Origin of the sequence: Brenneria goodwinii (assembly GCF_002291445.1) — a bacterium.
GTDB lineage: Bacteria > Pseudomonadota > Gammaproteobacteria > Enterobacterales > Enterobacteriaceae > Brenneria > Brenneria goodwinii.
The window spans coordinates 3,072,087-3,098,035 of the sequence record NZ_CP014137.1; the positions used below are offsets into that span (position 1 = coordinate 3,072,087).

Annotated in this window: 18 protein-coding genes and 2 tRNA genes; 8 read left to right on the forward strand and 12 right to left on the reverse strand. The window is 55.0% G+C overall.

What is annotated here, in order from left to right; translation table 11 throughout:
• Positions 1–75: 75 nt before the first annotated feature.
• Entirely contained in the window at positions 76–624 is a 549-nt protein-coding gene (gene syd / locus ACN28R_RS13710) for a SecY-interacting protein (RefSeq protein WP_048635913.1), read from the reverse strand.
• A gap of 71 nt (positions 625–695) precedes the next feature.
• Here syd and queF point away from each other — a divergent pair, with 71 nt between their 5' ends.
• From queF to xni, 3 genes are all read left to right on the forward strand, one after another.
• Positions 696–1,544, forward strand: coding sequence for an NADPH-dependent 7-cyano-7-deazaguanine reductase QueF (gene queF, locus ACN28R_RS13715; protein ID WP_048635914.1), 849 nt, complete (start codon positions 696–698; stop codon positions 1,542–1,544).
• 176 nt (positions 1,545–1,720) lie between these two features.
• Entirely contained in the window at positions 1,721–3,085 is a 1,365-nt protein-coding gene (gene ppnN / locus ACN28R_RS13720) for a nucleotide 5'-monophosphate nucleosidase PpnN (RefSeq protein WP_048639625.1), read from the forward strand.
• Positions 3,086–3,188: 103 nt separating this feature from the next.
• Complete coding sequence (xni, locus tag ACN28R_RS13725) at positions 3,189–3,968, forward strand: flap endonuclease Xni (protein WP_095834688.1); 780 nt, start codon at positions 3,189–3,191, stop codon at positions 3,966–3,968.
• 130 nt (positions 3,969–4,098) lie between these two features.
• On the opposite strand, the gene rlmM is transcribed toward xni, so the two are convergent.
• From rlmM to ACN28R_RS13745, 4 genes are all read right to left on the reverse strand, one after another.
• Positions 4,099–5,199: a 23S rRNA (cytidine(2498)-2'-O)-methyltransferase RlmM gene (gene rlmM / locus ACN28R_RS13730; protein ID WP_048635916.1), complete on the reverse strand. Its 1,101-nt coding sequence runs from the start codon at positions 5,197–5,199 to the stop codon at positions 4,099–4,101.
• The gene (locus ACN28R_RS13735) at positions 5,192–5,587 is read right to left on the reverse strand and encodes a DUF423 domain-containing protein (RefSeq protein WP_048635917.1); all 396 of its coding nucleotides are present in this window, start codon (positions 5,585–5,587) and stop codon (positions 5,192–5,194) included. Before ACN28R_RS13735 ends, rlmM begins: the two co-directional genes overlap by 8 nt.
• A gap of 104 nt (positions 5,588–5,691) precedes the next feature.
• Complete coding sequence (locus tag ACN28R_RS13740; RefSeq protein ID WP_095834689.1) at positions 5,692–6,615, reverse strand: transcriptional regulator GcvA; 924 nt, start codon at positions 6,613–6,615, stop codon at positions 5,692–5,694.
• Between the two features lie 340 nt (positions 6,616–6,955).
• Positions 6,956–7,177: a YgdI/YgdR family lipoprotein gene (locus ACN28R_RS13745; RefSeq protein WP_048635920.1), complete on the reverse strand. Its 222-nt coding sequence runs from the start codon at positions 7,175–7,177 to the stop codon at positions 6,956–6,958.
• A gap of 184 nt (positions 7,178–7,361) precedes the next feature.
• Between ACN28R_RS13745 and csdA the strand changes: the two genes are divergently transcribed.
• Both csdA and csdE read left to right on the forward strand, forming a co-directional pair.
• Positions 7,362–8,567, forward strand: a complete 1,206-nt coding sequence (gene csdA / locus ACN28R_RS13750; RefSeq protein WP_095835802.1) for a cysteine desulfurase CsdA — start codon at positions 7,362–7,364, stop codon at positions 8,565–8,567.
• Between the two features lie 11 nt (positions 8,568–8,578).
• Positions 8,579–9,025 carry a cysteine desulfurase sulfur acceptor subunit CsdE gene (csdE, locus tag ACN28R_RS13755; protein ID WP_095834690.1) on the forward strand — a complete coding sequence of 149 codons (447 nt, stop codon included), beginning with the start codon at positions 8,579–8,581 and terminating at the stop codon, positions 9,023–9,025.
• A 44-nt stretch (positions 9,026–9,069) separates the two neighbouring features.
• Here the strand turns inward: csdE and tcdA are convergent, their stop codons facing one another.
• The 3 genes from tcdA to mltA all read right to left on the reverse strand — a co-directional run bounded on the left by tcdA (position 9,070) and on the right by mltA (position 13,994).
• Positions 9,070–9,891: a tRNA cyclic N6-threonylcarbamoyladenosine(37) synthase TcdA gene (gene tcdA / locus ACN28R_RS13760; protein ID WP_095834691.1), complete on the reverse strand. Its 822-nt coding sequence runs from the start codon at positions 9,889–9,891 to the stop codon at positions 9,070–9,072.
• Between the two features lie 245 nt (positions 9,892–10,136).
• Positions 10,137–12,395 carry a molybdopterin-dependent oxidoreductase gene (locus ACN28R_RS13765; RefSeq protein ID WP_095834692.1) on the reverse strand — a complete coding sequence of 753 codons (2,259 nt, stop codon included), beginning with the start codon at positions 12,393–12,395 and terminating at the stop codon, positions 10,137–10,139.
• Positions 12,396–12,821: 426 nt separating this feature from the next.
• On the reverse strand, positions 12,822–13,994 hold the full coding sequence (mltA, locus tag ACN28R_RS13770) for a murein transglycosylase A (RefSeq protein ID WP_048639627.1): 1,173 nt from the start codon (positions 13,992–13,994) through the stop codon (positions 12,822–12,824).
• Positions 13,995–14,301: 307 nt separating this feature from the next.
• Here mltA and ACN28R_RS13775 point away from each other — a divergent pair.
• Both ACN28R_RS13775 and ACN28R_RS13780 read left to right on the forward strand, forming a co-directional pair.
• Positions 14,302–14,378 (forward strand) — tRNA-Met (locus ACN28R_RS13775).
• 48 nt (positions 14,379–14,426) lie between these two features.
• Positions 14,427–14,503 (forward strand) — tRNA-Met (locus ACN28R_RS13780).
• Between the two features lie 150 nt (positions 14,504–14,653).
• Here the strand turns inward: ACN28R_RS13780 and amiC are convergent.
• On the reverse strand, positions 14,654–15,895 hold the full coding sequence (gene amiC, locus ACN28R_RS13785) for an N-acetylmuramoyl-L-alanine amidase AmiC (protein ID WP_095834693.1): 1,242 nt from the start codon (positions 15,893–15,895) through the stop codon (positions 14,654–14,656).
• Between the two features lie 237 nt (positions 15,896–16,132).
• Here amiC and argA point away from each other — a divergent pair, with 237 nt between their 5' ends.
• The gene (gene argA / locus ACN28R_RS13790) at positions 16,133–17,458 is read left to right on the forward strand and encodes an amino-acid N-acetyltransferase (protein WP_095834694.1); all 1,326 of its coding nucleotides are present in this window, start codon (positions 16,133–16,135) and stop codon (positions 17,456–17,458) included.
• Between the two features lie 77 nt (positions 17,459–17,535).
• Here the strand turns inward: argA and recD are convergent, their stop codons facing one another.
• The 3 genes from recD to ptrA are packed head-to-tail and all read right to left on the reverse strand — an operon-like array spanning position 17,536 to position 25,896.
• Complete coding sequence (gene recD / locus ACN28R_RS13795; protein WP_095834695.1) at positions 17,536–19,410, reverse strand: exodeoxyribonuclease V subunit alpha; 1,875 nt, start codon at positions 19,408–19,410, stop codon at positions 17,536–17,538.
• On the reverse strand, positions 19,403–22,951 hold the full coding sequence (gene recB / locus ACN28R_RS13800) for an exodeoxyribonuclease V subunit beta (RefSeq protein ID WP_095834696.1): 3,549 nt from the start codon (positions 22,949–22,951) through the stop codon (positions 19,403–19,405). The genes recD and recB overlap by 8 nt, the downstream gene beginning before the upstream one ends.
• Positions 22,948–25,896 (reverse strand): pitrilysin, encoded by a 2,949-nt coding sequence (gene ptrA / locus ACN28R_RS13805; RefSeq protein WP_095834697.1) that lies wholly within the window; start codon positions 25,894–25,896, stop codon positions 22,948–22,950. The genes recB and ptrA overlap by 4 nt, the downstream gene beginning before the upstream one ends.
• Positions 25,897–25,949: the final 53 nt, after the last annotated feature.

The window sequence follows — 25,949 nt, forward strand, 5'->3', positions numbered from 1 at the left end:
CATGAAAGACGAGAGATGTCTCACAGCAAATGTAAGAGATCTCTCACAACACCGAAAGTGAAACGCGATTAATGATTAAATGAATACCGGGCTGAGCTGAGAAAGAAAATCCGCCAACGTCGCTGCCAGCACCCGATGTTTCTTCGTGCCGAACTCCTCCAGAAGCACTTGGCCGGAAACGTTGCATAGCGAAATCATCGTCATTTCGGAGTCGGTTGTCGCCAGAAACAGCGTCGGAGGCAACTTTAAACGTTTTTGCGTCAGCAGATGGCCGATCAGGTTCTCCTGCATGCGGGAAAAATCGTCTTCGCTCCAAGTCTGTAATAGCACGCACGAAACCGATTCAAATTGAGCGGCCATATCACCAGCATACTGCGTTGTATAAAACGCATGAATATCCGGATGCAGGCTGATATCCAGCGCACGTTCGACCCCGTCCAGCGCGGCGGCAGGCAAAAACGGCTGCGGCAACCAGAAAACCTCACCGGACTGACTTTGCGTAATACACGGGGATGGAACGCCGTATAACGCCTCGCTGGCGGGCGGATGCCCCGTTTCCCGCCGCCATAATTCAACATAACGCTGGGTGAAGGCCGCTAATGCCTGAGGAACCTCATAAGCCATAATTTTTCTCATCATTCTGTTAGTCGGGTTACACTACGCACCATCAGTTCTTCTTACATCAAGGTAATCGTATGTCCGCTTACGACAAACATCAGTCCCTTAGCGAACTGACGCTGGGAAAACCAACAGCTTATCATGATCGCTACGATGCCGGCTTATTACAACCTGTTCCCCGTAGTCTTAATCGTGAACCGCTCGGCATCTTCCCGCAGGCTCTGCCGTTTCACGGCGAAGATATCTGGACGCTTTATGAACTGTCCTGGCTGAATAAAAACGGCGTTCCCCAGGTTGCGGTGGGCGAAATGCATCTGGATGCCGCCAGCCAGAATCTGGTCGAATCCAAGAGTTTCAAACTTTACCTAAATAGCTTCAACCAGACCGTGTTTGATAGCTGGGACAGCGTACGCGCCACGTTAATAAACGATCTGAGCCGATGCGCGCAGGGCCGGGTCGACATGACGTTATTTAAACTCGGTGAGTTGGAAGGCCAGCCCATTGCCGCTTTCCATGGCGAGTGCATCGACGATCAGGATATTCACATCGACAATTATGCGTTCAACGCGGACTATCTGGCATCAAGCGCTGATAACGATATCCACGTGGAAGAAACCCTGGTCAGCCATCTGCTAAAGTCCAACTGCCTGATTACCCATCAGCCCGACTGGGGGTCGGTCCAGATTCATTACCGGGGGAAACGCATTAACCGGGAATCGCTGCTGCGTTACATCGTGTCATTCCGCCACCACAATGAGTTTCACGAACAGTGCGTCGAACGGATTTTCAACGATCTGATGCGTTACTGCCAGCCGGAACAGCTTAGCGTTTACGCCCGCTATACCCGCCGCGGCGGATTGGATATCAATCCGTGGCGCAGTAACGTTCCTTTTACCGCGCCCGTAGGACGTCTGCCGCGTCAATAAATGCGTAACGTTACGCAACTACTGTTGCCAGCGGCCATCATTATTGGAAAAAATGATGGCCGCACGCTAAGGTGAAGCCCGGAGAAAGAATTAGGGTCCGCTATTGCCGAATGACGCCGATGCCGCCCAATAGGCACCTGGAAGATGACGGGTATACTGCATTTAAAGGAGCAAAATTGATTACACATATCAGCCCGCTGGGATCGATGGATTTACTCTCGCAGTTGGAAGTGGACATGCTGAAAAGTACCGCCAGCAGCGACCTCTACCGACTGTTTCGTAACTGTTCCCTGGCCGTATTGAATTCCGGCAGTCAGACGGACAACAGCAAAGAGCTGCTTTCCCGTTACGAAGACTTTGACATTAACGTGTTGCGCCGTGAGCGCGGCGTTAAGCTGGAGCTGGTTAATCCGCCGGAAGACGCCTTTGTCGACGGCCATATTATCCGCTCGCTTCAGGCCAATCTGTTTGCCGTACTGCGCGACATTCTGTTCGTTAACGGGCAGATAGTCCACGCCGGCCGTTACCATAACCTGAATCTGGAAAACTCCACGCATATCACCAATCTGGTTTTCTCTATTTTGCGTAACGCCAAAGCGCTGCACGTTGGCGAAGAGCCCAACATGGTAGTGTGCTGGGGGGGCCATTCCATTAATGAAACCGAATATCTCTATGCCCGCAAAGTGGGCAGCCAGCTTGGCTTGCGCGAACTGAATATCTGCACGGGCTGCGGCCCCGGCGCCATGGAAGCGCCAATGAAGGGCGCTGCCGTTGGACACGCGCAGCAACGCTACAGAGACGGACGTTTTATCGGTATGACCGAACCGTCCATTATCGCCGCCGAACCGCCTAACCCGCTGGTGAATGAGCTGATCATCATGCCGGACATTGAAAAGCGCCTGGAATCATTTGTCCGTATCGGCCATGGCATCATTATCTTCCCGGGCGGCGTGGGTACGGCGGAAGAGTTTCTGTACCTGCTGGGCATTATGATGAACCCGGAAAACAGCGAGCAGGTATTGCCGATCGTGCTTACCGGTCCGGAAGAAAGCGCCGATTACTTTCGCGTGCTGGACGAGTTTATTGTCGGTACATTGGGTCGCCAGGCTCGCCGTCACTACTCCATCATCATTAATGACGCCGCGGAAGTCGCCCGTCAGATAAAAAAATCGATGCCGTTGGTGCAGGAAAGCCGCCGGCATACGGGTGATGCCTATAGCTTTAACTGGTCGTTGCGTATCGCTCCCGACCTGCAGATGCCGTTCGAGCCCAGCCATGAAAATATGGCCAACCTCAATCTGCATTTCGATCAACCCGCGGAAGAGCTGGCTGCCGCCCTGCGTCGCGCATTCTCCGGGATTGTCGCCGGTAATGTGAAAGAAATGGGAATTCAGGCCATCGAGCAGCTGGGGCCTTATAAGCTCCATGGCGATCCGCAGATCATGAAAAGCATGGACCGGTTGCTGCAGGGTTTCGTTGCCCAACAGCGGATGAAACTCCCCGGTAGCGCCTATATTCCCTGCTACGAGATCTGCGCTTAACGCCAAGGGAGCGCTTTGCCGGTATACGCCGATCGGCAAAACACTAACGTGGGGAAGTCAATCTTCCCCACACGACACGGATGACACCTTCAGGAACCCGCTTATGCCTGTACATTTGCTGATTGTCGATGCGCTGAACTTAATACGTCGGATTCATGCGGTACAAGGTTCCCCTTGCATCACGGCCTGCCAGCATGCGCTAAACCAGTTGCTGCAGCACAGTCAACCCACTCATGCCGTCGCGGTATTTGATGATGAAGATCGCAGCGCCAGTTGGCGTCATCAGATTTTACCGGACTACAAGGCCGGGCGTTCCCCGATGCCGGATAACCTTAAACAGGAGCTCGCGCAGATTAAAGCCGCATTTGCGGCGATGGGAGTAACGAGCTGGCACTCCCCCGGTAATGAAGCGGATGATTTGGCGGCGACGCTGGCGACCAAAGTGGCGGATTCGGGGCATCAGGCAACCATCGTTTCCACCGACAAAGGCTATTGCCAACTGCTGGCGCCGACGATCCAAATCAGGGATTACTTTCAAAAGCGCTGGCTGGATCTGCCTTTTGTACAACGGGAGTTCGGCGTATTGCCGCAACAGCTCCCCGACTATTGGGGGTTGGCGGGGATCGGCAGCAGTAAAATTCCGGGCGTCAGCGGCATCGGTCCCAAAAGCGCGCTGCAGTTGCTGCAACAGGCCGGCAGCCTGGATGGGCTTTACCAACGGTTGGACGATGTGCCGGAGAAATGGCGTACCAAGCTGGAACAGCAGAAGGAAATAGCATTTATCAGCCGCCGAGTCGCGACGCTCAACAAGGCGCTGACGCTGCATGGCAACCTGCAGCAGTTAAGGTTGCCGCCGGCGCCAAGAACCCAATCTGATGGCTAAATTGTGCCGCTTCGCGGTCCGTGCGGCGCTCGTTGCCCTATCCATACCGCTCATTTGGCGGCAACGTTCACCGCAGCACAATGTTTTACGCCGTAAGGCAGCCCCATGAGAGATGCCAGCCCATCATATTTTATCGCTCATCGCGCCGGCCCGGCACCGCAGCCCAGAAACGGCGAACATGGACGGTGACCTCTTCGCGGTCATGGTAAAGCTGTTTGGCATGCACTTCCGCATTAATGCCATTTTCCTCCAGCCGCTCGCGGAGTAACGCCAGGTTCTGCGAAACTTCCTCATAGCGTTTCTTCATCGGCAGTTTGAGGTTAAAGATCGCCTCTCTGCACCAGCCTTTTACCAGCCAATCGGCAATCAGACTGGTGACTTTGGCCGGTTTTTCCACCATGTCGCACACCAGCCAATACACGTTATTACGCGGTGGTTCGAAACGAAAACCATCGGCCTGATGATGTATAACCTGCCCGGTATCCATCAAGCTGGACGCCATCGGGCCGTTATCCACGGCATGAACCATCATGCTGCGTTTTACCAGTTGATAAGTCCAACCGCCGGGACAGGCGCCCAGATCGACGGCGTACATACCGCTGGCAAGGCGCTCATCCCATTCATCGGCCGGAACGAAAACGTGAAAAGCCTCTTCGAGCTTTAACGTCGAACGGCTGGGCGCCTCCGAGGGGAACTTCAGGCGGGGAATCCCCATATAAAACGGCGAATTGTTGTTGCTGTAGGAGTACCCCACGTAACAACAGCCCGGCGCGATAAACAGCACATGCAGCACCGGCCGATCGGCTTTCTCATAGCCCAGCAGAATTTTATTTTCACGCAGGGCGGCGCGTAAAGGCACGGTAAACTTGCGGCAGAACTTCATCAGTTCCTTGCTTTCGTTGGTATCAGGGACTTCGACCCGTAGGTCGCCCGCCCGCTCAACCGCGCCCGTCAGCATGCCGACAATGGGAGTGATGCGATCTTCCGGCGGCAGGTCGCGCAACAGTTCGCCGCCGACGAACATCTGCCGGGCAAAAATCAACTCATGAAACGGCAGATCTTTGAGCAGCCGATCGGCGTCTTCATGCTGGTAGCACTCGAAGATCACATAACCGCTGTTATCCTTCACCCGGACAAAACCATAGACGTTATGCTGCGCGGTCTTCTCGGTTATTTCCGCCGCGCACTCTTTTTCAAATCCCGGACGGCAGTACAAAATAACTTTATTCATGGCGTTCCGCCTTTCTTTTCAGACGCAATGCGCCAACCAACATCAACAACCACCCAATCAGAAAACAGAATCCACCAATCGGCGTGACATAAACCCAGAGCTTCAAATGAGAAAGCGCCAGACAATACAGGCTGCCGCTGAACAGCACCGTGCCTAATGCCAGAAAAACGCTGCTCCAGTAGAACCACAGATTGGTGCGCTGATTCATGGAAACAGACAGCGCCAGGATAGCCAGCGTGTGAAATGCCTGATATTCCAGCCCGATACGCAACCAGGAGAGTTCTTCCGGTCCCATAGTTTTACTTAACACATGGGAAGCGAACGCCCCCAAAGCAACAAAAACAAAACCGCTGATGGCGGAAAAAATCAGCATGAAACGACTATTCATTGTTGATACCCAATTTAGTGCCTACTCCGCAGGCGTCATTGTCGTCGGACAGCGCACAGAATCATACTCCCCGTTCGTGAAGCGCTTTCGCTATCCATATTCCTCTAGCGCGTGCTGTTATCGTAACGGAAGCGGAACTTTTCTTGTTCGCTGGCTGCCCGGGCCAGAATCCAGTGCCGAAAGGCGGCTATTTTACCCAGTTCTGCCTGGCTGTCATGACATACCAGATAAAAAGCATTTTTACTGACCAAAACATCATTAAACGGACAGACCAATCTGCCCGCTTCCAGTTCGCTCTGCGCTATCACGTTATTCGCCAGCGCCACCCCCTGCCCGTGAATTGCCGCCTGCAGGACCATCGCGCTGTGGCTGAAGATCGGCCCTTGCTGCACGTTTATCTGTACGCCGAGCTGGCGTGTATAAGCGAGCCAGTCACGGCGCGAAGCATCATGCAACAGCGTATGCGCAACCAGATCGGCCGGGGTTTTCAGAGGGTGAGCCCCAGTTAACAACGCCGGCGCGCAAACCGGCAAGAGATACTCGGCATACAGTTTTTCTACCCGCAGCCCCGGCCAATTGCCCCGGCCATAAAAAATGGCGACGTCTACATCATCCGACATGCGATCTTCATCGCGATCCACCGCCTGAATTCGTACATCAATGCCCGGATATTCCGTATTAAAACTTGATAAGCGGGGAACCAGCCAGTGAATGGCAAAGCTGGGCAACAGGCTAACGGTCAATGCGCCTTTGGCGCTGCGGGACTGCAACTTACGGGTAGCTTCATTCAGCGAAGAGAAAATTTCTTTTATATCAAGATAATAACTCTGCCCTTCTTCCGTCAGCAGCAGGGAACGATTACGACGACGAAACAATTTCAGCCCCAGGAAATCCTCCAGAGACTTAATCTGATGACTGACCGCTGCCTGCGTAACGAATAACTCTTCCGCCGCTTTGGTAAAGCTCAGATGGCGGGCCGCCGCATCAAATACACGCAAGGAGTTCAGTGGGGGGAGACGTTTTGACATGAATGAAATTCTTTTATTTCCCGATAAATAACATACACATCATGTTCATTTATCTATTAGTTTTTATAATGCGAAACATTATAAATTGTCCATTGAGGATGTACCAGCAAATACCTATATTAGCGCGACTTCCCAGGCCGGAACGAAAAGTGCGGAGGAGCGATCTGAAGGGCTTTTGGCTTGTGGTTGTGATGTTGTGTTTGCTATTTGTTTTTCTGCCTTTGCAGATAAGGTAGCCAGACTACCTTTTCATTACATTTACCTTGTCTGTCCTGATTTAATATAGCACCGCCAACGCGGTGCTTTTTTTATCTCATGGCCGAAAATTATTCACAGAAGATTACTTCGCTTCCGTCATTCCCTGCACAAGATCGCGGCTGATCTGCTGATTCTGGCCGTACGCATCGGTATAGCTAATCATACCGGTTTCAGTGTCGACCTGGGGTTTACCATCGGCAATGATAGTGCGCCCATCATTGGTATGAATGACATAATTGCTGGAACACGCTGCCAGAGAGAACGCCATCACAATAGCGGCGAAAATGGAAATTTTATTCTTCATAGTTAACTCCCGTTGAATAAAAACACTTTACAAGTGACTTTATACGCCAATAAATTCTAAAAATTTAACAATATAAAGTGTAGTATGAATTATCCGCTTTTCCAGAAAATAGCGTTAAGCATCCTCCTAAACTTGTGTCCCCGATGAAAATGGGACAGGATCTGACTCCCAAAAGAGGATGATCATGACACCATTTAACGCCACATCTTTCCGTCGGCAGTTTCCTGCGCTTACGCACCCAGGGGTATACCTTGATAGTGCGGCCACGGCACTAAAACCCCAGACCGTCGTCGATGCCGTTCAGCAGTTTTACAGCCAGGAGAATGGTACGGTTCATCGTAGCCAACATCGTGCGGCGCAGCGGCTGACGCAGCGTTTTGAACAGACGCGGGAACAGATCGCGGCGCTGATACATGCCAACGATCCGCGATCCATTATCTGGACCAAAGGCACGACGGAAGCCATTAATCTGGTGGCGCAGAGCTATGCCAGACCGCGCCTGCGTCCGAACGATGAGATCGTGGTCAGTGAAGCGGAACACCACGCCAACCTGATCCCCTGGCTAATGGTGGCGGAGCAAACCGGCGCGCGCGTGATAAAACTGCCCATCGGCGCTGATTTATTGCCTGATATCAAGCAGCTTCCTCATTTGCTGAATAGCAGAACGCGTATGCTGGCACTGGGACACATGTCTAACGTTACCGGCGGCATACCCGATCTGGCGGCGGCTATTCAGCTCGCGCATCATTATGGCGCGCGGGTGATGATCGACGGCGCTCAAGGCATGGTGCATTGTCCGCCGGATGTGCAGGCGCTGGATATCGATTTCTACGCATTCTCCGGGCACAAACTGTATGCGCCGACCGGCCTCGGCGTGCTATATGGCAAAACGGCGTTACTGGAAAGCATGGCGCCATGGCAGGGCGGCGGCAAGATGATGACCCAGGTCTCTTTTGACGGTTTTACGCCTCAGGCGATCCCTCACCGGTTTGAAGCGGGTACGCCCCATATCGCCGGCGTTATCGGCCTGTCCGCGGCGGTGGATTGGCTATCCCGGCAGGACTGGCGGGCAGCGGAGCTATACAGTCAAGCGCTGGCCGGCCAAGCGGAAACCCGCCTGGCGCGGTTGCCCGGCTTTCGCAGTTTCCGCTGCGCGGATTCCAGCGTACTGTCTTTCGAATTTGCCGGTATTCACCATAGCGACCTGATCACGCTCCTGACCGAAAGCGGTATTGCGCTGCGCGCCGGGCATCATTGCGCGCAACCGTTAATGACCGCGCTCGGAATCAACGGCACGCTGCGCGTCTCATTTGCCCCCTATAATAATGAGCAGGACGTTGACTCGCTGATTACCGCCGTTGGCGCGGCGCTTGAACTACTTACCGACTAACGAAGATAACCATGACAGACATGACACATACGGCCCACCCGTTCGGCCGCCAGATTAGCGCTATTGACCTGAAAACGCGTTTCGACGCCTGCCATTCCTGGGAAGAACGCTACCGGCAGCTTATTTTATTAGCCAAGCAACTCCCTTCCCTGCCGGAAACATTAAAAAGCGAGGCGATCGCGCTGTCCGGCTGTGAAAATCGGGTCTGGCTGGGTTATCAGCGGCAGGAAAACGGGACGCTGCACTTTTATGGCGACAGTGACGGACGCATCGTGCGTGGGTTGCTGGCGGTGCTGTTAACCGCGGTAGAAGGGCAAACGGCGGACACATTACTGCGGGAAGATCCGCTGGCGCTGTTTGATACGCTGGGGCTGCGCGCGCAGCTTAGCGCATCGCGTTCGAGCGGCCTGGCCGCGCTGGCCGCCCGAATCCAGGCCATTGCGGCGGAATGCGCCTGACAATTATCGGCGCTGGAGCCGCGTCGTTAATGCGCTTGGGCTATTTAATCGCCTGATTCAGCCGACTGGCGCGCGGCTTTCGCCATCATTTTCTTCAGCGCATGGGAAACGGCGACAAAACCGAACGTTGCCGTTACCATCGTGGCGGCGCCAAAGCCGGATGCGCAATCCATCCGTTTGACGCCCTCGGCGGTGCTGCGTGAAGCACACACCGAACCATCAGGTTGCGGATAAACCAGCGGTTCGCTGGAAAACACGCAATCGATCCCCAGCTTTCCTTTACTGTTTTTCACCACGTTGAAATCATGTTTCAACCGTTCACGCAGTTTGGCCGCCAGCGGATCCTGAATGGTTTTCGCCAGATCGGCCACTTCAATGCGCGTCGGATCGATTTGCCCGCCCGCGCCGCCGATGGTCACCACCGGTATTTTGTAACGCCGGCAGTAAGAGAGCAGCGCCGCTTTGGGGCGCACGCTGTCTATCGCATCAATGACGTAATTGAAATTGCGATCGAGTAACTCAGCGACATTCTCGGCACTGATGAAATCATCCACACAGGTCACGTTGCATTCCGGGTTAATCGCCAGAATGCGTTCAGCCATGACTTCCGTTTTCGCCTGCCCGGTATGCTGACGCAGCGCATGAATCTGCCGGTTGGTATTACTGACGCACACATCATCCATATCAATCAGGGTGATCGCGCCAATGCCGGTACGGGCCAGCGCCTCTGCCGCCCATGATCCCACGCCGCCAATGCCGATCACGCAGACGTGAGCGTCGGAAAACAGCTTCAGCGCCTGCTGACCATATAAACGTGCGGTACCGCCGAAGCGCTGCAGATAGGCTTCGGATAATTGCGTACTCATTACAACCAACCTTTACATAAGGAAAACAAGGGAATTAACGGTGATATTTGAAATCAGCAATACGTGAGCTACCCCACCCCAGCCCTCCCCTTCACAGGGGAGGGAGTTTGGCGCCTCCCCCTGACAAGGAGTGCAGTATGAGCCCTGCGACCAAAAAACCGAGCCAATCATAAAGGATTGGCTCGGTTGATGACAAACCTATATCTCAATACGCGTTCTACCACAGAGCGAAATATCCCCGCGACCTAAACCGGCACCACCTCCACCAGGCAGCTCATGGCGTTCGGGCCTTGCGTCAATGGCGAAGTGCCGATATCCAACGTCAATACGTTGGCGTTCCCCGATTGCTCAACCGGGTGCCACTCTTTGCGCCCGAAACCGGGTTCAAACCAGGCGCCGGTAGACATGATCACCACTCCCGGCATAACGCCGTCGGTGATCTGAACGCCGGCGAAGATGCGCCCGCGCGCATTCCTGACCTCAACCTGGGAGCGATCGCGGATATCACGCGCCGCCGCATCCTGCGGATGCATATAGAGCGTTTCCTTGCCGGCGGTTTTATTCGCCTCGACCTGCGGCGTCGTCGCCAGCTGGCTGTGCAGCCGATCGGCGGGCTGAATGGAAATAAAGTGCAGCGGCCAGGTTTTCGTGGCGGGCGCCCCCAGCCATTCGACCGGCGGTCGCCATTGCGGATGCGGAGCAAAATCGGGATAGCCGTAATCCGCAATGGTCGAACTAAACAGCTCGATTTTACCGCTTGGCGTTTGCAGCGCATGCTGCTGCGGGTCGCGACGAAAATCCTCAAAGAAGACAAACGGCTTGTCATCCATCGGGATCTCAACGTGGCCTTGCTGCCAGAACGCCTCAAACGACGGCCAGGATAGCCCGGCTTCCCGCTGTCTTGCGCGGCAGTCATCATAAAGCGTGGTCAGCCACTCCCGCTCACTGCGGTTCTGGGTGAACTCGCCCCAATAACCGAGCCGCTCCGCCAGCTCGCTGAAGATATCAAAATCATGCCGCGCCTGATGCTGCGGCGCAATCGCCTGATGCATGGCGAAAATAAAACGATCGCGTGAAGAGCCGCCGATATCGTTGCGCTCCAGCGTGGTGGTGACCGGCAGCACGATATCCGCCATCTGCGCCGCGGGCGTCCAGACGATATCCTGCACAATCACCGTATCCGGCCTGCGCCACCCTTCCGCCAGCCGGTTCAACTGCTGGTGATGATGGAAAGGATTGCCCCCGGCCCAGTGGATCAAATGAATATCGGGATAGGAATGCGTCTCTCCCTGAAAGGTGTACGGCTGACCGGGGTTAAGCAACATGTCGGCGATACGCGCCACAGGAATGGCTTGCCCGGCATTGGCGCTGGAGGGGGAAGCCGGCGCGGGCGTTGCAATACGCTCATTGCCGACGCTGTTCATGGAGCCATGACCGAACGAGAAGCCGCCGCCCGGCAACCCGACTTGCCCCAGCATCGACGACAAGGCAATCATCATCCAGTAAGGCTGTTCGCCGCGGTGCGCCCGCTGAACGGAATAAGAACAGGTGATAAAGCTGCGCACGCCGATTAATTGTTTCGCCAGGCGTTCGATGCGCCCAGCCGGAATACCAGTGATATCGCTGGCCCAGGCCGGCGTTTTCGCCACCCCATCGCTACGGCCGAGGAGGTAATCCGTTAATTGCTCATAGCCGACGCAGTAACGTTGCAGGAAATCCTTGTCGTCGGCCCCCAGACGCTGAATTTCGTATCCTAATGCCAGCATCAGGGCGACATCGGTATTCGGGCGGATAGGGACCCATTCCGCATTGACGAATTCCGGGCAATCGTCGCGCATCGGGCTGATATTAATCACCGGAATGCCTTTCGCCACCAGCATTTCCAGTGCGGGCTTGAGCGTATGATGCCCCGCGCCGCCGGAAGCCACTTGCGCATTTTTCAGCGCCAGACCGCCAAAGGCGAGGAAGATGTCACAATGCTCGGCCACGCTGCGCCACTCCGTCACCTTACCGGTCAACGGATGAAAGGTGCCGATCACATACGGCAGGAAGAACTGCGCCGCCCCCCAGCTGTAGTTGCCCTGCTGATCCACCGCCCCGCCGCCGGAAAAATAGAAACGGCGCACCTGAGAACGGGCATGATGAAAACGCCCGGCGGAAGACCAGCCATAAGATCCGGCGAATATTCCGTCAGCGCCATAGCGATCGCGGATACGGCGGTTCTCTTCGGCGACCAGATGCAGCGCGACATCCCAATCGACTTCAACAAAATCCTCTTTACCGCGCAGCGAGCCGTCGCTGTTTTCACGTTTTTGCAGCCAGGAACGGCGCACGGCGGGCCGCCGGATGCGGCGTTCCGAATAGACCAACGGAACAATAGAGTCGAGCATGGCGGAAGGCGCGGGATCGTCCGCAAATGGCTCGCAACGAATCAGTTTCCCGTCTTCAACAACGGCGGTAAACGCGCCCCAGTGAGCAAGATGTGGATAACGCTTAATCGTCATGACGACCTCATGGCAAGTAGTTAGCAGGGTATAGAATATACCTGAACTCACACCTTACCCAACCGCCGAAACAGTAAATAGCCTTATATAAATAGCAATAAATCAGATAACAAAAGTTAATTAGCGATAATCAATCGCTTGCCGACACAAATAACCATAAGGAAATTGATGATATAAGGCGAGTCAATAACATCGCCCGGATATATAAAATTCAGCGCTTCACAAGGCAAAGCTATCCCTCTATAAATAAAAGGTTATTTTTAACGTTATATAAAATATAGGAATATTGGAACGATCCCATTCCGGCCGCCAAAATAAACGGCTACGGCGGATAGTCTATTTCAGACCCGGGATAAAAGAAAAAGGCGTAAATAAAGTATTACCCGCAGCGCCATCGGCCTGCTGCGGGTAAGCGATCAAAACGTGTTAATTCTGCGGATTGCTGACCAGTAGCGATCCCGAACTATTGCTATTCATTGACGGAGCGCTTTGCGAAGCGCTGAACAAGGTTCCGTTACTCTGCGTATTTTTCAATACCCATACCCGGCCATAGTGGTTATAGAAACCCGCCGCATGGCCTGCCTCATGCCCGATCCCCTGATAAATATCGAAGTGTTGGCCTTTAATTGCCCCACCGACATCCAGCGCCACCATCAAACGCATTTCATATTTACCGGTAAACTTCCCTTCATTATTCAATAAGGGAACCTCCGCCAGCAGCGCCGTTCCGGCCGGAATCAAAGAACGGTCGGACGCCACCGAGGCTTTCGCCACCAGCGGCACCGCGCTCGCGCCCTTGACCGGCGACGTCATCATCGGTTTAAAGAACACAAAGGAGGGATTCTGCTCCAACAGTTCGCGGACCTCATACTCCGAGTGCTGTTCGGCCCATTTGCGGATAGCCTGCATGGACATATCTTCGCGCGCCACTTCACCGCGGTCGATCAGTACCTTGCCGATGCTGCGGTAGGCATGGCCGTTTTTGCCGGCATAGCCGAAGAACGTCAGCGGACGGCCATCGCCAAAATCAATATAGGCGCTGCCCTGCACCTCCATCATAAAGTTATCCACCAGCGAATTGGTCCAGGCCAGGGCCAAACGATCGTCTAAAGCGCCGGAGTAAATTGATGCTCTATCCGGCAGTCGGCGATTTTTCTTGCCCCGAGCAGGCATGGCGTAAAGCGGATAGCGGAATTCGCCCTGACGGGTATAACGGGCCTGCAGAACCGGCGTGTAGTAGCCGGTAAACTGAACGTTGCCGAAGTTGTCCACGCCCTCCATCTGCCAGGCGCTGAGGCCGAATTTGCTCAGTTCGCGGGTATCGGCTCCCGACATCATCCAGTTTTCTATCGCCTGGAAGGTACTATTATTGCTGGTATACAGGTTCGGCGATGCATTCCTGATTTCAACGACCTGATCGACAAAGTCTCTGGCATTCACGGGTTTGCCGGCGGCATTCGGCTCATTAACCAGTTCCAAAGGCTGATTGAGGTGTCCATCCTTATATTGCTGCCCTCGATCGGTGGGTTTGGATTGACACCCTGCCAGAATGGCAATCACCACGCCGGCCAGCAAATATTTTCCCCAACATCCTCTCATCTTCTTTGCGCTCTCTTTTGACATTGACGGATTCACCGCCGAACGATAACAAACACCTATAGAGAAAGAAACGACGTCCGATAAAAAATCGCCGGGAGCGATTTTTAACGTCGCACCGCGACGGACCGCAGTGCGAGTCATCAAGCCATATTGTAGATACAAATAGCCAGCGATATAAAACCGGCGTCGTAACGTTTAAAAAGTAGCCCATTAGGTTGCAAATTCAGCACCCGTGCGGGCTATCAGGCATTTTTTGCAGAAATAGGTTGCATAGAAACTCATGGGGAGTATATTGCGCATCCACGGACGCGGGGTGGAGCAGCCTGGTAGCTCGTCGGGCTCATAACCCGAAGGTCGTCGGTTCAAATCCGGCCCCCGCAACCAATTGATGTGAATAGACCATCAAAAGTAAAAAGACAGTATCAAGACGGACGCGGGGTGGAGCAGCCTGGTAGCTCGTCGGGCTCATAACCCGAAGGTCGTCGGTTCAAATCCGGCCCCCGCAACCAATTGATTACTCATAGAAAAGCACCCTTAACGGGTGTTTTTTGCTTTCTGGCATCCCCATTCTTGCAAACACGTCATTTATACCGCGCAACAGCTGAACCAACCGCAACTCGGCAGCGTTAATGCGCCACCGAGCGTTTGCCGGTATGGCGCTAGCGCCCGGCCTGGCTGGCGAAATAGGCTTTAATCCCAGCAAGGATCGATTGGGCTATCTGCTGTTGAAACTGGCTGGTGCGCAATTTGCGTTCTTCTTCAATATTACTGATGAATGCGGTTTCAACCAGCACGGAAGGAATATCCGGCGCTTTCAGCACCGCAAACCCGGCCTGATCGACGCTGTTTTTATGCAGACGGTTGACCTTACTCAAACGGGTTAGTATTTCCTTACCGAACTTCAGGCTGTCATTAATCGTTACGGTCTGCACCAGGTCAAGCATGGTGTGATCCAGATAGCGGTCGCCGCTCATGCTAACCCCGCCGATTAAATCCGCTTCGTTCTGCGTCTGCGCCAAAAAGCTCGCGGCGGTGCTGGTCGCCCCCTTCTTGGACAGCGCAAATACCGACGAACCCCTTGCCGCGCGGTTGGTGAATGCATCCGCATGAATCGAAATAAACAGATCGGCCCGCTGCTTACGCGCTTTGGCAACCCGCACGCGCAATGGAATAAATACGTCCTCATTGCGCGTCATATAGGCTTTCATATTGGACTCGCGATCGATCAGCGCGCGAAGACGGCGGGCGATTTGCAGCACGACATCTTTTTCGCGGGTTTTATTTTTACCAATCGCCCCCGGATCTTCACCGCCGTGGCCGGGATCCAGCATGATAACCAGAGGGCGGTCGCGCCCGGCCTTCCCTGCCTGCGGCGCCTCCGCCGGTAATGTCCGCTCCAGATCGCCCTTGTTGTAATCCTCCAACAGCGCCAGCAGCGGATCCTCTTCGTTATCATAACGGCCAACCTGCGGGTAAAGATCCATCACCAGGCGATGCTTGAATTCGGCGACCGGATTGAGCGTAAAGAGCTTGGCATCAACCCCTTGTTTTAGCTCAAGAACCAACCGTACCGTATTCTTGTCGAACTGGCCGATTCTGGCATTTTTAATCAACGGATCGTTTTGATGAAACTGACTGGGAATATTCTTCAGGACGCTGTTGAGATGAATATTTTCAATATCCACCACCAGGCGATCCGGATTGCCGAGGATGAACTGCTTATATTTAAGCGAAAGATTCGACTCCAGCGTTACCCGGGTATAGGAAGAAGAAGGCCATACGCGTACGGCGATGACCTGCGCCGCGGCGGCCAAGCCAACGCCGCTTACACTTAACAGCCAGGTTGCCGCAGCGCTTTGCAGCAGACGCCGCCGAGTCGGATTGTGATTCGAGTAAGACATGCAACTCCGGTCTGATTACAGTGCCACTGCCAACTACGGGAAGCAGAAATCGCAAAATTGTCAAAAACTTTAACTAATCTCTACTCCGGTGTCATGCAAAAATCATTCTTACGCTTTTTCTTCCCGCTTCTTGCAAATTGCGGCGGCATTGACTTTGCTTATTACATACCCCTTGCCTTTTACCTCGCAAAGAATAAAAATACAAAAATTACGAATAAAAATTCAAAAGGAGTCGCAGTGAAGGAGCGTAGTACAGAACTGGTGGAGGGCTTTCGCCACACCGTTCCCTATATCAATGCCCACCGTGGCAAAACTTTTGTCATCATGCTGGGTGGAGAAGCCATCGAGCATGAAAACTTCGCCAACATCGTCAATGATATCGGGCTACTGCATAGCCTGGGCATTAAGCTGGTGGTGGTTTATGGCGCCCGTCCGCAGATCGATAGCAATCTGACCACGCATCATTACGAGCCGGTTTACCATAAAAACATCCGTATCACAGACAGCACGACGCTGGAGCTGGTTAAGCAGGCCGCCGGGATGCTGCAGTTGGATATTACCGCCCGTCTGTCCATGAGCCTGAATAATACGCCGCTGCAGGGCGCGCACATCAACGTCGTCAGCGGGAACTTTATTATCGCCCAGCCCCTCGGCGTGGATGACGGCGTTGACTACTGCCACAGCGGCCGTATTCGCCGCATTGACGAAGATGCCCTGCACCGTCAGCTAGACAGCGGCGCGATTGTGCTGCTGGGCCCCGTAGCGGTTTCCGTCACCGGAGAGAGTTTTAATCTGACGTCCGAAGAGGTCGCCACCCAATTGGCGATCAAACTCCGGGCGGAAAAAATGATTGGCTTCTGTTCTTCACAGGGTGTGACGGATGAAAACGGCAAAATCATTTCCGAACTATTTCCGGATGAGGCCCAAAAACGGATTGAAGCGTTGGAACAGGAAGGCGATTACCAGTCCGGTACGGTCAGATTCCTGCGCGGCGCGGTTAAAGCCTGCCGCAGCGGCGTGCGCCGCAGCCACCTGATGAGTTATCAGGTCGATGGCGCCTTGCTGCAGGAACTGTTTTCCCGTGACGGCATCGGTACGCAGATCGTTATGGAAAGCGCCGAACAGGTTCGCCGCGCGACGATTAACGATATCGGCGGCATTCTGGAACTGATTCGCCCACTGGAACAACAAGGCATTCTGGTCAGACGTTCCCGCGAGCAATTGGAAATGGAGATCGATAAATTCACCGTCATCGTACGCGATAACCTGACCATAGCCTGCGCCGCACTTTACCCGTTTACGGAAGAGAGCATCGGTGAAATGGCGTGTGTGGCGGTGCACCCGGACTATCGCAGCTCGTCACGCGGCGACATGTTGCTGCAAAGGATCGCCGCGCAGGCCCGCCTGCAGGGGCTGAAAAAGCTTTTTGTCCTGACCACTCACAGCATCCACTGGTTTCAGGAACGCGGATTCCTGCTCGCTGAAGTGGAAATGCTGCCGAGGAAAAAACAGGAGCTGTATAACTACCAGCGCCGTTCCAAAATTCTGGTGCTGGATCTCTGATCCCGCCGGTTCTCCCCCCGCGGCAACGCTACGGGGGGAGGATAAATCACGCATCCTTTCCAGCGACAAAGCGGTATTCAGACATTCCCGTCATTTTCCGCCGACATTAGCGCCATGATTCGCTCAACCAGCCCGCTATGACGCTGGGTCGGCGTTTTCACCGCCCGACACAAAATGTTTATGTCCGCGTACAGCGACAAGCGCTGACGCGCGCGGGTAATGGCGGTATAAACCAGTTCGCGTGTTAATACCGGCAGATAATGATTCGGCAATATCAGCGAGGTATGTTCGAATTCCGACCCCTGCGATTTATGCACCGTCATCGCATAGGCCGTATCGTGCGGCGGTAAACGGCTCGGGGCCACGGCCTTGGTTTTGCCGCTGGGCAGTTGGAAATAGACCCGCGGTTCCCCCTTTTCACCCGGCATGGTAATACCGATATCGCCATTAAAGAGCCCCAGCACCGCATCATTACGCTCGATCATCACCGGACGGCCGATATACCAGCGATTAAGCGGATTACGGCTGCGTTGGATCAGCCCGGCCTGATGTAATGCCTGCTCAATCCGCTGGTTAAGCCCCGCCACGCCAAACGGCCCTTCACGCAGAGCACACAGTTGGCGATAGCGTTGAAAAGCCAGCAAAACCGCCTCCGGCCCCGCATCGGCGGCAATAAGCCGTAAATAATCCCGGTAACCTTCAATGCACTGCGCCAGCATCTGCTGGTAATCTTCCGTCGTATCCAGCGGACGACAGGCGATATCCGTAAACGCACCGTTCAACACCGCCGTCACTCGCCTGTCATCGCCATTATTCACCGCCAGGGCCAATTGCCCGATGCCGGAATGCCGATCAAAACGATAGCTTTTGCGCAACAGACAAATGCTATCCCCCACGGTTACCCGGTTTTCGGCCCCGTCATCATCAAGCCGACAGCCGGTCAAGCGCTGTAGCTGCTGCGCCCTTGTCCGGCTGTAGCCCGCCTCGGCAAAGCGGCAGATATCCCCCAGCACCGCGCCCGCCTCCACCGAGGCCAGCTGATCGCGATCGCCCAGAAAGATGACTTTTGCCTGTTCGGGCAACGCGGCAATCAGATTCGCCATCATCGGCAGATCAACCATTGAGGCTTCGTCCACCACCAGGACATCAAGGTGTAACGGATTCCCGCGATGATGGCGCAAACGTTGACTATCAGGCACCGCGCCCAATAAACGGTGCAGCGTCGTCGCCTCCTGCGGAAAGCGGTCGCGATGGGCCTGGCTTAGCGATAGGTTATTCAACGCCGCGCCCAGCGACTCGGTTAACCGAGCCGCTGCTTTCCCCGTCGGCGCCGCCAGTTGAATACGCAACGCCGCTCCCGCATTAAGCTGAATCAACGCGGCCAATAGTTTGGCGACCGTGGTGGTCTTACCGGTGCCGGGTCCACCGGAAATCACGGTGATGCGCCGGGTCAACGCCACGGCGGCGGCGATTTTCTGCCAGTCGGTTTCACCGCCGGCCGGCGGGAACAGGCTATCAAGCACCGTGCGGATATGCGGTTCATCGACCGAAGGCGCGTGATATTCACCGGCAATAAACCGCGCGACCTGCCCTTCGCTCTGCCAGCTGCGCTGCAAATAGAGATTTTGTTGCTGCAATACCAGCGGCGTCGGGCTATTGCCGTCACTGACCGCCGGGGAAGCCGACAAGCACTGCCGCCAGCCGGCGGCGTCCATCTGACCGGCCGCCTCCCATACCGACTGCGCCAATTCACGATCGCGGCCATCAAACAGCAGCTCGGGCTGTAATACCGGCAACGGCAGGCAAACGTGCCCGGCGCCGGACTGCGCGCTCAAACAGGCGGCGGCCAGCAGTAATTGAGGGTTGTCATCATCCGCCAGCATTCTGGCAAACTGGATATCCAGCGGACGCAGAAGCCGACGCTGCAATGCCGTTTCGAGTAACTCAATCATGACGGGCATCCTCTATCAGCGTTCCGGCGAAGAGCCGATCCAACCCGGTGATAAAGGCTTGCGGCGGACGAAAATAAAACACGCCGTTACCGGGAGCGTTTTCATCAACGCCGCGCAAAAACAGGTAAAACACGCCGCCAAAGTGACGGTCATAGTCATAACCGGCAATGCGGTGGCGTAAATAGCGGTGCAGCGCCAGACTATAAAGCTGATATTGCAAATCATAACGATGTTCCGCCATGGCCTGCCTCATGGCTGACTGCGTGTAAGCGCTCGCATCCGCGCCCAGCCAGTTGGATTTATAATCCAGCAGGTAATAGCGCCCTTGCCAGCGGAACACCAGATCGATAAACCCTTTCAGCATCCCCTTAACCTGTTGAAACGACAGAGGCGGGCACTGAGCGGATAAGGGATCATATTGCTTTGCCAGGCGATCGAACCGCGCCGCCTGCATCGGCGCCTGAATCGGCAGATAAAACTGGAGCTCCGCCTGCTTATGCCGGGGATCGAGCGCAGACAGCGTGATCCCCTCGTCATTCAGGGGCGTGGTCAACACCCGGTCTATCCACTGTTGCAATACGGGCAGCCAGACCTCCTCCAACCCTTGCAACTGCAGTTGTTCTGCCAGCCAGCCTTCATCAACCGGCTGCGTGAAATCCAGCGTCTCAAACAAACTATGTAAAAACGTGCCGGGGCTCGCGCCGCGCGGGAAGGTGTGCGGCGTAAACTGCGTTTCCGGCTCTTGCTGCCGCTCGCCCATCGCTTCAATATCCAGACGCGGTATCAGCTCCTGAACGGCGGAAGAACCGTGCTGCTGCAAGCCGGTATAACTGGTCACCCGCCAGCCATCACTTAGCGTCCGTTCGCTGCGGCGCGCCAGCAATTCAGGTTTGTCCGGCTCGCTCGGCCGCCAGGGGCGTTCATCGTCGGTCTGTACCGGCGTCAATACCACGCCGTCGCCCACCATCCCTTCAAGTTCGGCGATCAACGCGGCTACATCCGCTTCTTCTCCGCGCTGGAGCAGATATCCCAGCGCGCTGTGGTGCATATCGCTGCCCGCCGTTTTCTTACGTGAACGCTGCAGCGGGGCGACGCCAACGCTACAGTGATAAATGGAGCGGGTCAGCGCCACATACAGCAGGCGCAAATCTTCCGCCAGGCGCTCCTCTTCCGCCAGCGCCCGGCTTTCTTCGCTGTTGTCCAGATCCAATAACGCCTGATAGGTATTTCTGTCGTGATAAATCCCTTGCGACTGCTCGCGGAAATTACTGATAAACGGCAGCCAGACCAGCGGATATTCCAATCCTTTGGATTTATGAATCGTCACGATCTGCACCAGATGGCGATCGCTTTCCAGACGAAGCTGCTGATTATCCGCCTGTGGATTCGGCTGGATGATCTGTTGCGACAGCCAGCGCACTAACGCGTGCTCGCTGTCCAATGCCGATGAGGCGTCCTGCAATAATTCGCCGATATGCAGAATATCCGTCAACCGGCGTTCGCCATCGGCGCTGGCCAGCAGATTTTCCGCCAACTGGTGACGGCTGATCAACGCGCGCAGCATCGGCAATACCCCTCGCTGCTGCCAAAGCGTGCGATAACCGGCGAATTCATCAACCAGGGCATCCCACACGACTTCGCTGCGGCTTAACGTATCCACCGCCTGCGCGTCCAGGCCCATTAGGGATGTGGCCATAGCGCTGCGTAATGTTCTCTCCTGCTCCGGCGTCAGCACGGCTTGCAGCAGCCACAAAATGTCGCGGGCTTCCGGCGTAGTAAAAACGCTGTCGCGATTGGAAAGATAAACCGACGGAATCGACAGTCTGCTGAGCGCGTCTCGCACCAGCGCGGCTTCATGGCGGCTGCGCACCAGAACGCTCATATCCGAAGCCTGAACCGGACGCCGCGTTTTAACGCTCTCTAACCAGGCTTCATTGCGCTGGCTGGCCGCCAGCCAGTCTCTGATTTGCGCGGCGCATTGCCGGGCCATCAGTTGCTGATAGTCACCCACGCCGATAGACTCGCTTCCCGTCAGCCATAGCTGAAGCGCCGGTTGAGCTTTTCCGCCCAGGTTGAAAACCAGATCGCGTTTCGGTTCCGCGGGGGAAACGGCAAGAAAAGGAATATCTTTAAAGATAAAGGGATGCTCAAGACGCTGAAATAAATGGTTAACGCCGCGCACCATCTGGTGTGATGAACGCCAGTTGGTATCCAGCGTGTAATGCGCGCTCACTTCAGAGCGGGCGCGCATGTAGGTGAAAATATCCGCGCCGCGGAATGCATAGATCGCCTGTTTCGGATCGCCGATCAACAGCAGACCGCACTGCGGCTGCCCGATATACAGTGTACGGAAAATACGGTATTGCTGGGGGTCGGTATCCTGAAACTCGTCGATCATCGCCACCGGATAACGCTCCCGAATCGAGCCAGCGAGTTGTTCTCCGCCCGGCTGCTGCAACGCCTCATCCAACCGGCTCAGCAAATCATCGAATCCCAGTTCCGCCCGCTGGCGTTTTTCCTCCCGCACGGAACGGCGGATTTCACTCAGCGCCCGCACAATCACCAAATCACGCAGAGAAAGCGAAGTAGCCAGCAACGTATCCGTCGCCGCAAACACTGCGTGTACCGGCGGCTCCCCTTTTTTGGTTTTTTCTATCAGCGCCTGCTGACTAAACCTGTCCAGCTCTTTCGGTAACTGATAATCCTGCGTTGGTTGTTCCGCCCACAGGGTCACTTTCTGTACCCAGTTGGGCAAATGCTTGCTGCTGTAACTGCGTTTGTCCACGCCGGAAGCGCTAATCAGCGATTCCAGATCCGCCGAGGCGGCCAGCCATTGCTGCTTAAAGGCATCAATCGCCGCAACGATTTTCTGATGGCGGCTCAGCAGCGTTTCATCATCCTGCGGCGAACTGCGCAAAACCGGCGTTTCGCCATGCAGATAGGGCATCAGATCGGCCAATAAACTCTCGGGCCCGTTCCACTCCTGCCCCACGACGCGCGCCACATCTACCGGTAAAGGATAGCAATAGCGGCGCCAGAAATCGGCGCAGGCCTGACGGCGCAGCGGCTGCTCATCTTCAATCAATTCCTGTTCAAACAGCACGCCGGATTCAAAGGCGTTGGTGCTCAACATCCGCTGACAAAAACCATGAATGGTATGGATAGCGGCCTCATCCATTTGCCGTTCAGCGGCAAGCAAGACATCCGCCGCATCGACAGGATCCGGGATCTCGGCCAGCAGCATGGACAGCAGCGGATCCCGGCTTTCCCCACGAATACAGGCTATCCGCAGGGCGTGGATCTTCTCGCGGATACGTTCACGCAGCTCTTCCGTGGCGGCCTCGGTGAAGGTCACCACCAGAATTTCCTCTACCAGCAACGGCCGTGGATAAGCCGACTGCCCGCCCAATCCCAACAGCAGGCGTAAATAAAGCGCGGCAAGCGTGTACGTTTTCCCTGTCCCGGCCGACGCCTCAATCAGCCGCTCCCCAAGGAGCGGCAACGTCAGGACGTTTAATGATTGCGGCGCGGCGGGCTTCATTTTTGCCCGCCCGCGTTCGTGGCTTCCACCGCGGCTTCACGCTTCTCAGCCGCGCTCTCCTGTGACGGCGCTTGTTGCAACGGCAGCGTTTTTTGCAGCGAAGACATATTCGGATAGGTATGCCATCCCTGTGGCGCGGCATATTCCGCCTTGCCATGATGGCTGCCGGAGATTTGCGATAATACCGCCAGCCCTTCCGGCTGCAGCGCCCGCTGGAAGAAATCGGCCAGTTGATCCACCGTGAGCGGTTTTATTTCCGCGATGATCTTCTCACGGGTATCAAAGGCGAAGTTTTCCCGGTTCAGATCGTTACGCAGGCGGCTTATCTCTTCGTCCAGCGTCTGCGGACGCTGGCTCAGCTCGTTGATGATGCCTTGCTTGTACTGGGCGAAATCTTCCGCACTCATCGCACGCAGCCGTTTTTCCGCTTTCTGATAGAAGTCCTGATAACGTTGGTACAGATAGGCCGGCTGTTTGCTGTTGCTTTGCAGCAGGAAACCAATCCCCCACTGCCGCCCAACCGATATCGGGAAAGCAAACACCGCATAGCCGAGCTGCTCTTCCGTTCTCAACTGGCTGTAGAACCAGGGCTGAATAATCTGTCCCAGCGTAGAGCTATAGGCCATGCTTTGCGTTTCGCTATATCCGGTCGGGATATAGACCGCCGCCAAAGCCGAATCGGTGCTGCTCCCCGCTTTTTGCAAATTAGCCCGCTGCGGTTTACTGATGTTAACCTCGTCGCTGCGCTGCAGGTTTTCCCCGCGGCTCTTTATATGAGCTTTCAAGGTCTGCGCCAATTCAACCACTTTCTCCGGCAGTAAATTCCCCACCACCAGCATTTCCGGCGTGGCTTTTTGCAATAACGCGTTCCGGTAATCAACAATCTCCTGCAGACGAATAGTCTTTAACAGTTCGCGCCGCTCGGCGCGTTCGGTATACGGCACCTGCGACAGCAGTTGTATTGGCTGAATGGCCTGTTCGAACGCTTTCGCCTTTTCCGCCGCGTCCAACTGTTCCATATACCAGGATTTCGCCTGCTGCAGTTGTTCCTCGGTTGGAATGAAAGAGGCGTAGCCATCCACCAGCGCCAGCAGCAACTGAGGCAATCGTTGGGTGTAGCCGTTGGCGTTGATCGCCAGGCCGTCATTGTTTGTGGTGGAGAAGCTGATACCGCCGATTGACGCCTGATAACTCAACTCATCCAGCGCCAGGCCGGCCAGATAATCATTCAGCGCGAACAGTACCTGATTGCGCGCCGTACTTCTGGCTTCGTTGTTGCGCAAAAGCAAGGTGATCTGCGCCTTGGGTTCATCGGCAAAATAGCGGCTGGGCATATACAACACGCGCAAGCCCGGCTGTTGCAGCAGCATTTGCGGATGCGTGATGCTGGTATCCGCTTTGATCAGGGAGAAATCATCCGGGATATAGGGATTGATGGCGGGTAAGGTCAATGAAATATTCTGTCCCAACTGCCGCCACTTGGCAAACGTCGCGTCAGGAATGCTATCGACCTCATAAGGCGCATCAACAAAATACGCGACTTTGTTATGGGGCTCGTTCGGGCTGATCAACCAGATACGCGCGTTCTGCGGGGTCATATAATCCAACCGCTCGGCAATCGCCTTGGGATCGTATTGGTCGGCCAGATACATGGCGTCCAGCGTATGCTCCACCGGCACCCGCAACATGGTATCCACCAGCCACTCGATATAATCCATATCGCGGCTGATGGAGGGATAGCGGAAATCCAGATCCAGCACCCGGGCTATCTCATCAAAATAGCGCTGTTGGATCCCTTCCCGGCGCACCTGCTGCAGGTAATTGAATATTGCCGCGATAACCTCATCGCGCTGTGCCAGGCCTTTATCCGTTAAAGAGACCGAAATGGCGAAAACACCGCCATTGCGATCGATAACCGGATCGGAACCTGCGCCGATCGATTCAATCAACCCTTCCTTCTGCAGCCAGTCTGACAGCGTATTCTGGCTGCGGTTGCCGATCAGATAGCTGATATAGGTATCCGTTTTACTGCGAAACGCCTGGCTGTTGTTATCCACCCGGAACTCAATGCGCAACTGCTTGCGTGGCTGAGCCGGAACATAGTGGATCATGATGCCGCGCTGCTTCTCCGTGGCCGCCGGTACGGTGATTGGCGGCACGACGGCATTGTGATTGGCAATACGGCCAAAGGTTTCCGTCGCCAGTTTTGCCAGAGACGGTAAAGGCTGATTACTGTAAATCACCCCTTTCATCAGGTTGGCTGAATAATAACGCTGGTAAAACTTCACCAGTTCGTCATGCAATTTGCTGCCGGGCTTATCGCTCAGGGTTTCAAGATTACCGCCGGAGAAGCGTGAACTGGGGTGTGCCGGATTTAACGTCTCCGACCCTACCTGCGCCATACGATGACCGTCACGGGAACGCGCCATGGTCAATTCCGCATTAACCGCATGACGTTCGCGATCGGCGTTGACCGGATCGAGCAAAGGTTCGGCAATGGCGTCAGCCAGGCGATCGACCGCCGGTTGCAACGCATCGTTTTCAACTTCCAGATAAAACGCCGTCCGATAAGATGCCGTGCTGGCATTGTGGCTGCCGCCGTGTTTCTTTAGGAATTCGGCAAGGGCTTCCGGTTGGGGATAGCGTTTGGATCCCATCAGAACCATATGTTCAAGATAGTGGGCCAGGCCGAGCTGACTATCCGGATCCTCCAGCGATCCTACCGGTAACGCCAAGGATGCCAGAGACTTCGTGGCCTGCGGATCGGAAACCAACAGCACGGTCATGCCGTTATCCAGTTTTATCGCCTGATACTGACGCGGGTCTTTTTCACTTTTTCGGATGGTTTGAGCCAGAGGTTGCCAACCGGTCTCAGCCCAACTCAACGGAAGCCAGAAAGTAAATAAAAAAAACAATCCGGTAATCCAGACAAACTGCTTACGCATGCATCTCTCCAATAGCCTTCACGTCAATCACTCGATATCCCCTCAATCTTTCA

Coding starts and splice junctions, on each gene's coding strand:
- ACN28R_RS13765 (WP_095834692.1), bottom strand. CDS start 12,395: ATGACGATTAAGCGTTATCCACATCTTGCTCACTGGGGCGCGTTTACC.
- rlmM (WP_048635916.1), bottom strand. CDS start 5,199: ATGAATAAAGTTATTTTGTACTGCCGTCCGGGATTTGAAAAAGAGTGC.
- recD (WP_095834695.1), bottom strand. CDS start 19,410: ATGATTGAGTTACTCGAAACGGCATTGCAGCGTCGGCTTCTGCGTCCG.
- ACN28R_RS13735 (WP_048635917.1), bottom strand. CDS start 5,587: ATGAATAGTCGTTTCATGCTGATTTTTTCCGCCATCAGCGGTTTTGTT.
- amiC (WP_095834693.1), bottom strand. CDS start 15,895: ATGTCTTACTCGAATCACAATCCGACTCGGCGGCGTCTGCTGCAAAGC.
- mltA (WP_048639627.1), bottom strand. CDS start 13,994: ATGAGAGGATGTTGGGGAAAATATTTGCTGGCCGGCGTGGTGATTGCC.
- csdE (WP_095834690.1), top strand. CDS start 8,579: ATGACAGACATGACACATACGGCCCACCCGTTCGGCCGCCAGATTAGC.
- csdA (WP_095835802.1), top strand. CDS start 7,362: ATGACACCATTTAACGCCACATCTTTCCGTCGGCAGTTTCCTGCGCTT.
- syd (WP_048635913.1), bottom strand. CDS start 624: ATGGCTTATGAGGTTCCTCAGGCATTAGCGGCCTTCACCCAGCGTTAT.
- queF (WP_048635914.1), top strand. CDS start 696: ATGTCCGCTTACGACAAACATCAGTCCCTTAGCGAACTGACGCTGGGA.
- ptrA (WP_095834697.1), bottom strand. CDS start 25,896: ATGCGTAAGCAGTTTGTCTGGATTACCGGATTGTTTTTTTTATTTACT.
- tcdA (WP_095834691.1), bottom strand. CDS start 9,891: ATGAGTACGCAATTATCCGAAGCCTATCTGCAGCGCTTCGGCGGTACC.
- xni (WP_095834688.1), top strand. CDS start 3,189: ATGCCTGTACATTTGCTGATTGTCGATGCGCTGAACTTAATACGTCGG.
- ACN28R_RS13740 (WP_095834689.1), bottom strand. CDS start 6,615: ATGTCAAAACGTCTCCCCCCACTGAACTCCTTGCGTGTATTTGATGCG.
- recB (WP_095834696.1), bottom strand. CDS start 22,951: ATGAAGCCCGCCGCGCCGCAATCATTAAACGTCCTGACGTTGCCGCTC.
- ACN28R_RS13745 (WP_048635920.1), bottom strand. CDS start 7,177: ATGAAGAATAAAATTTCCATTTTCGCCGCTATTGTGATGGCGTTCTCT.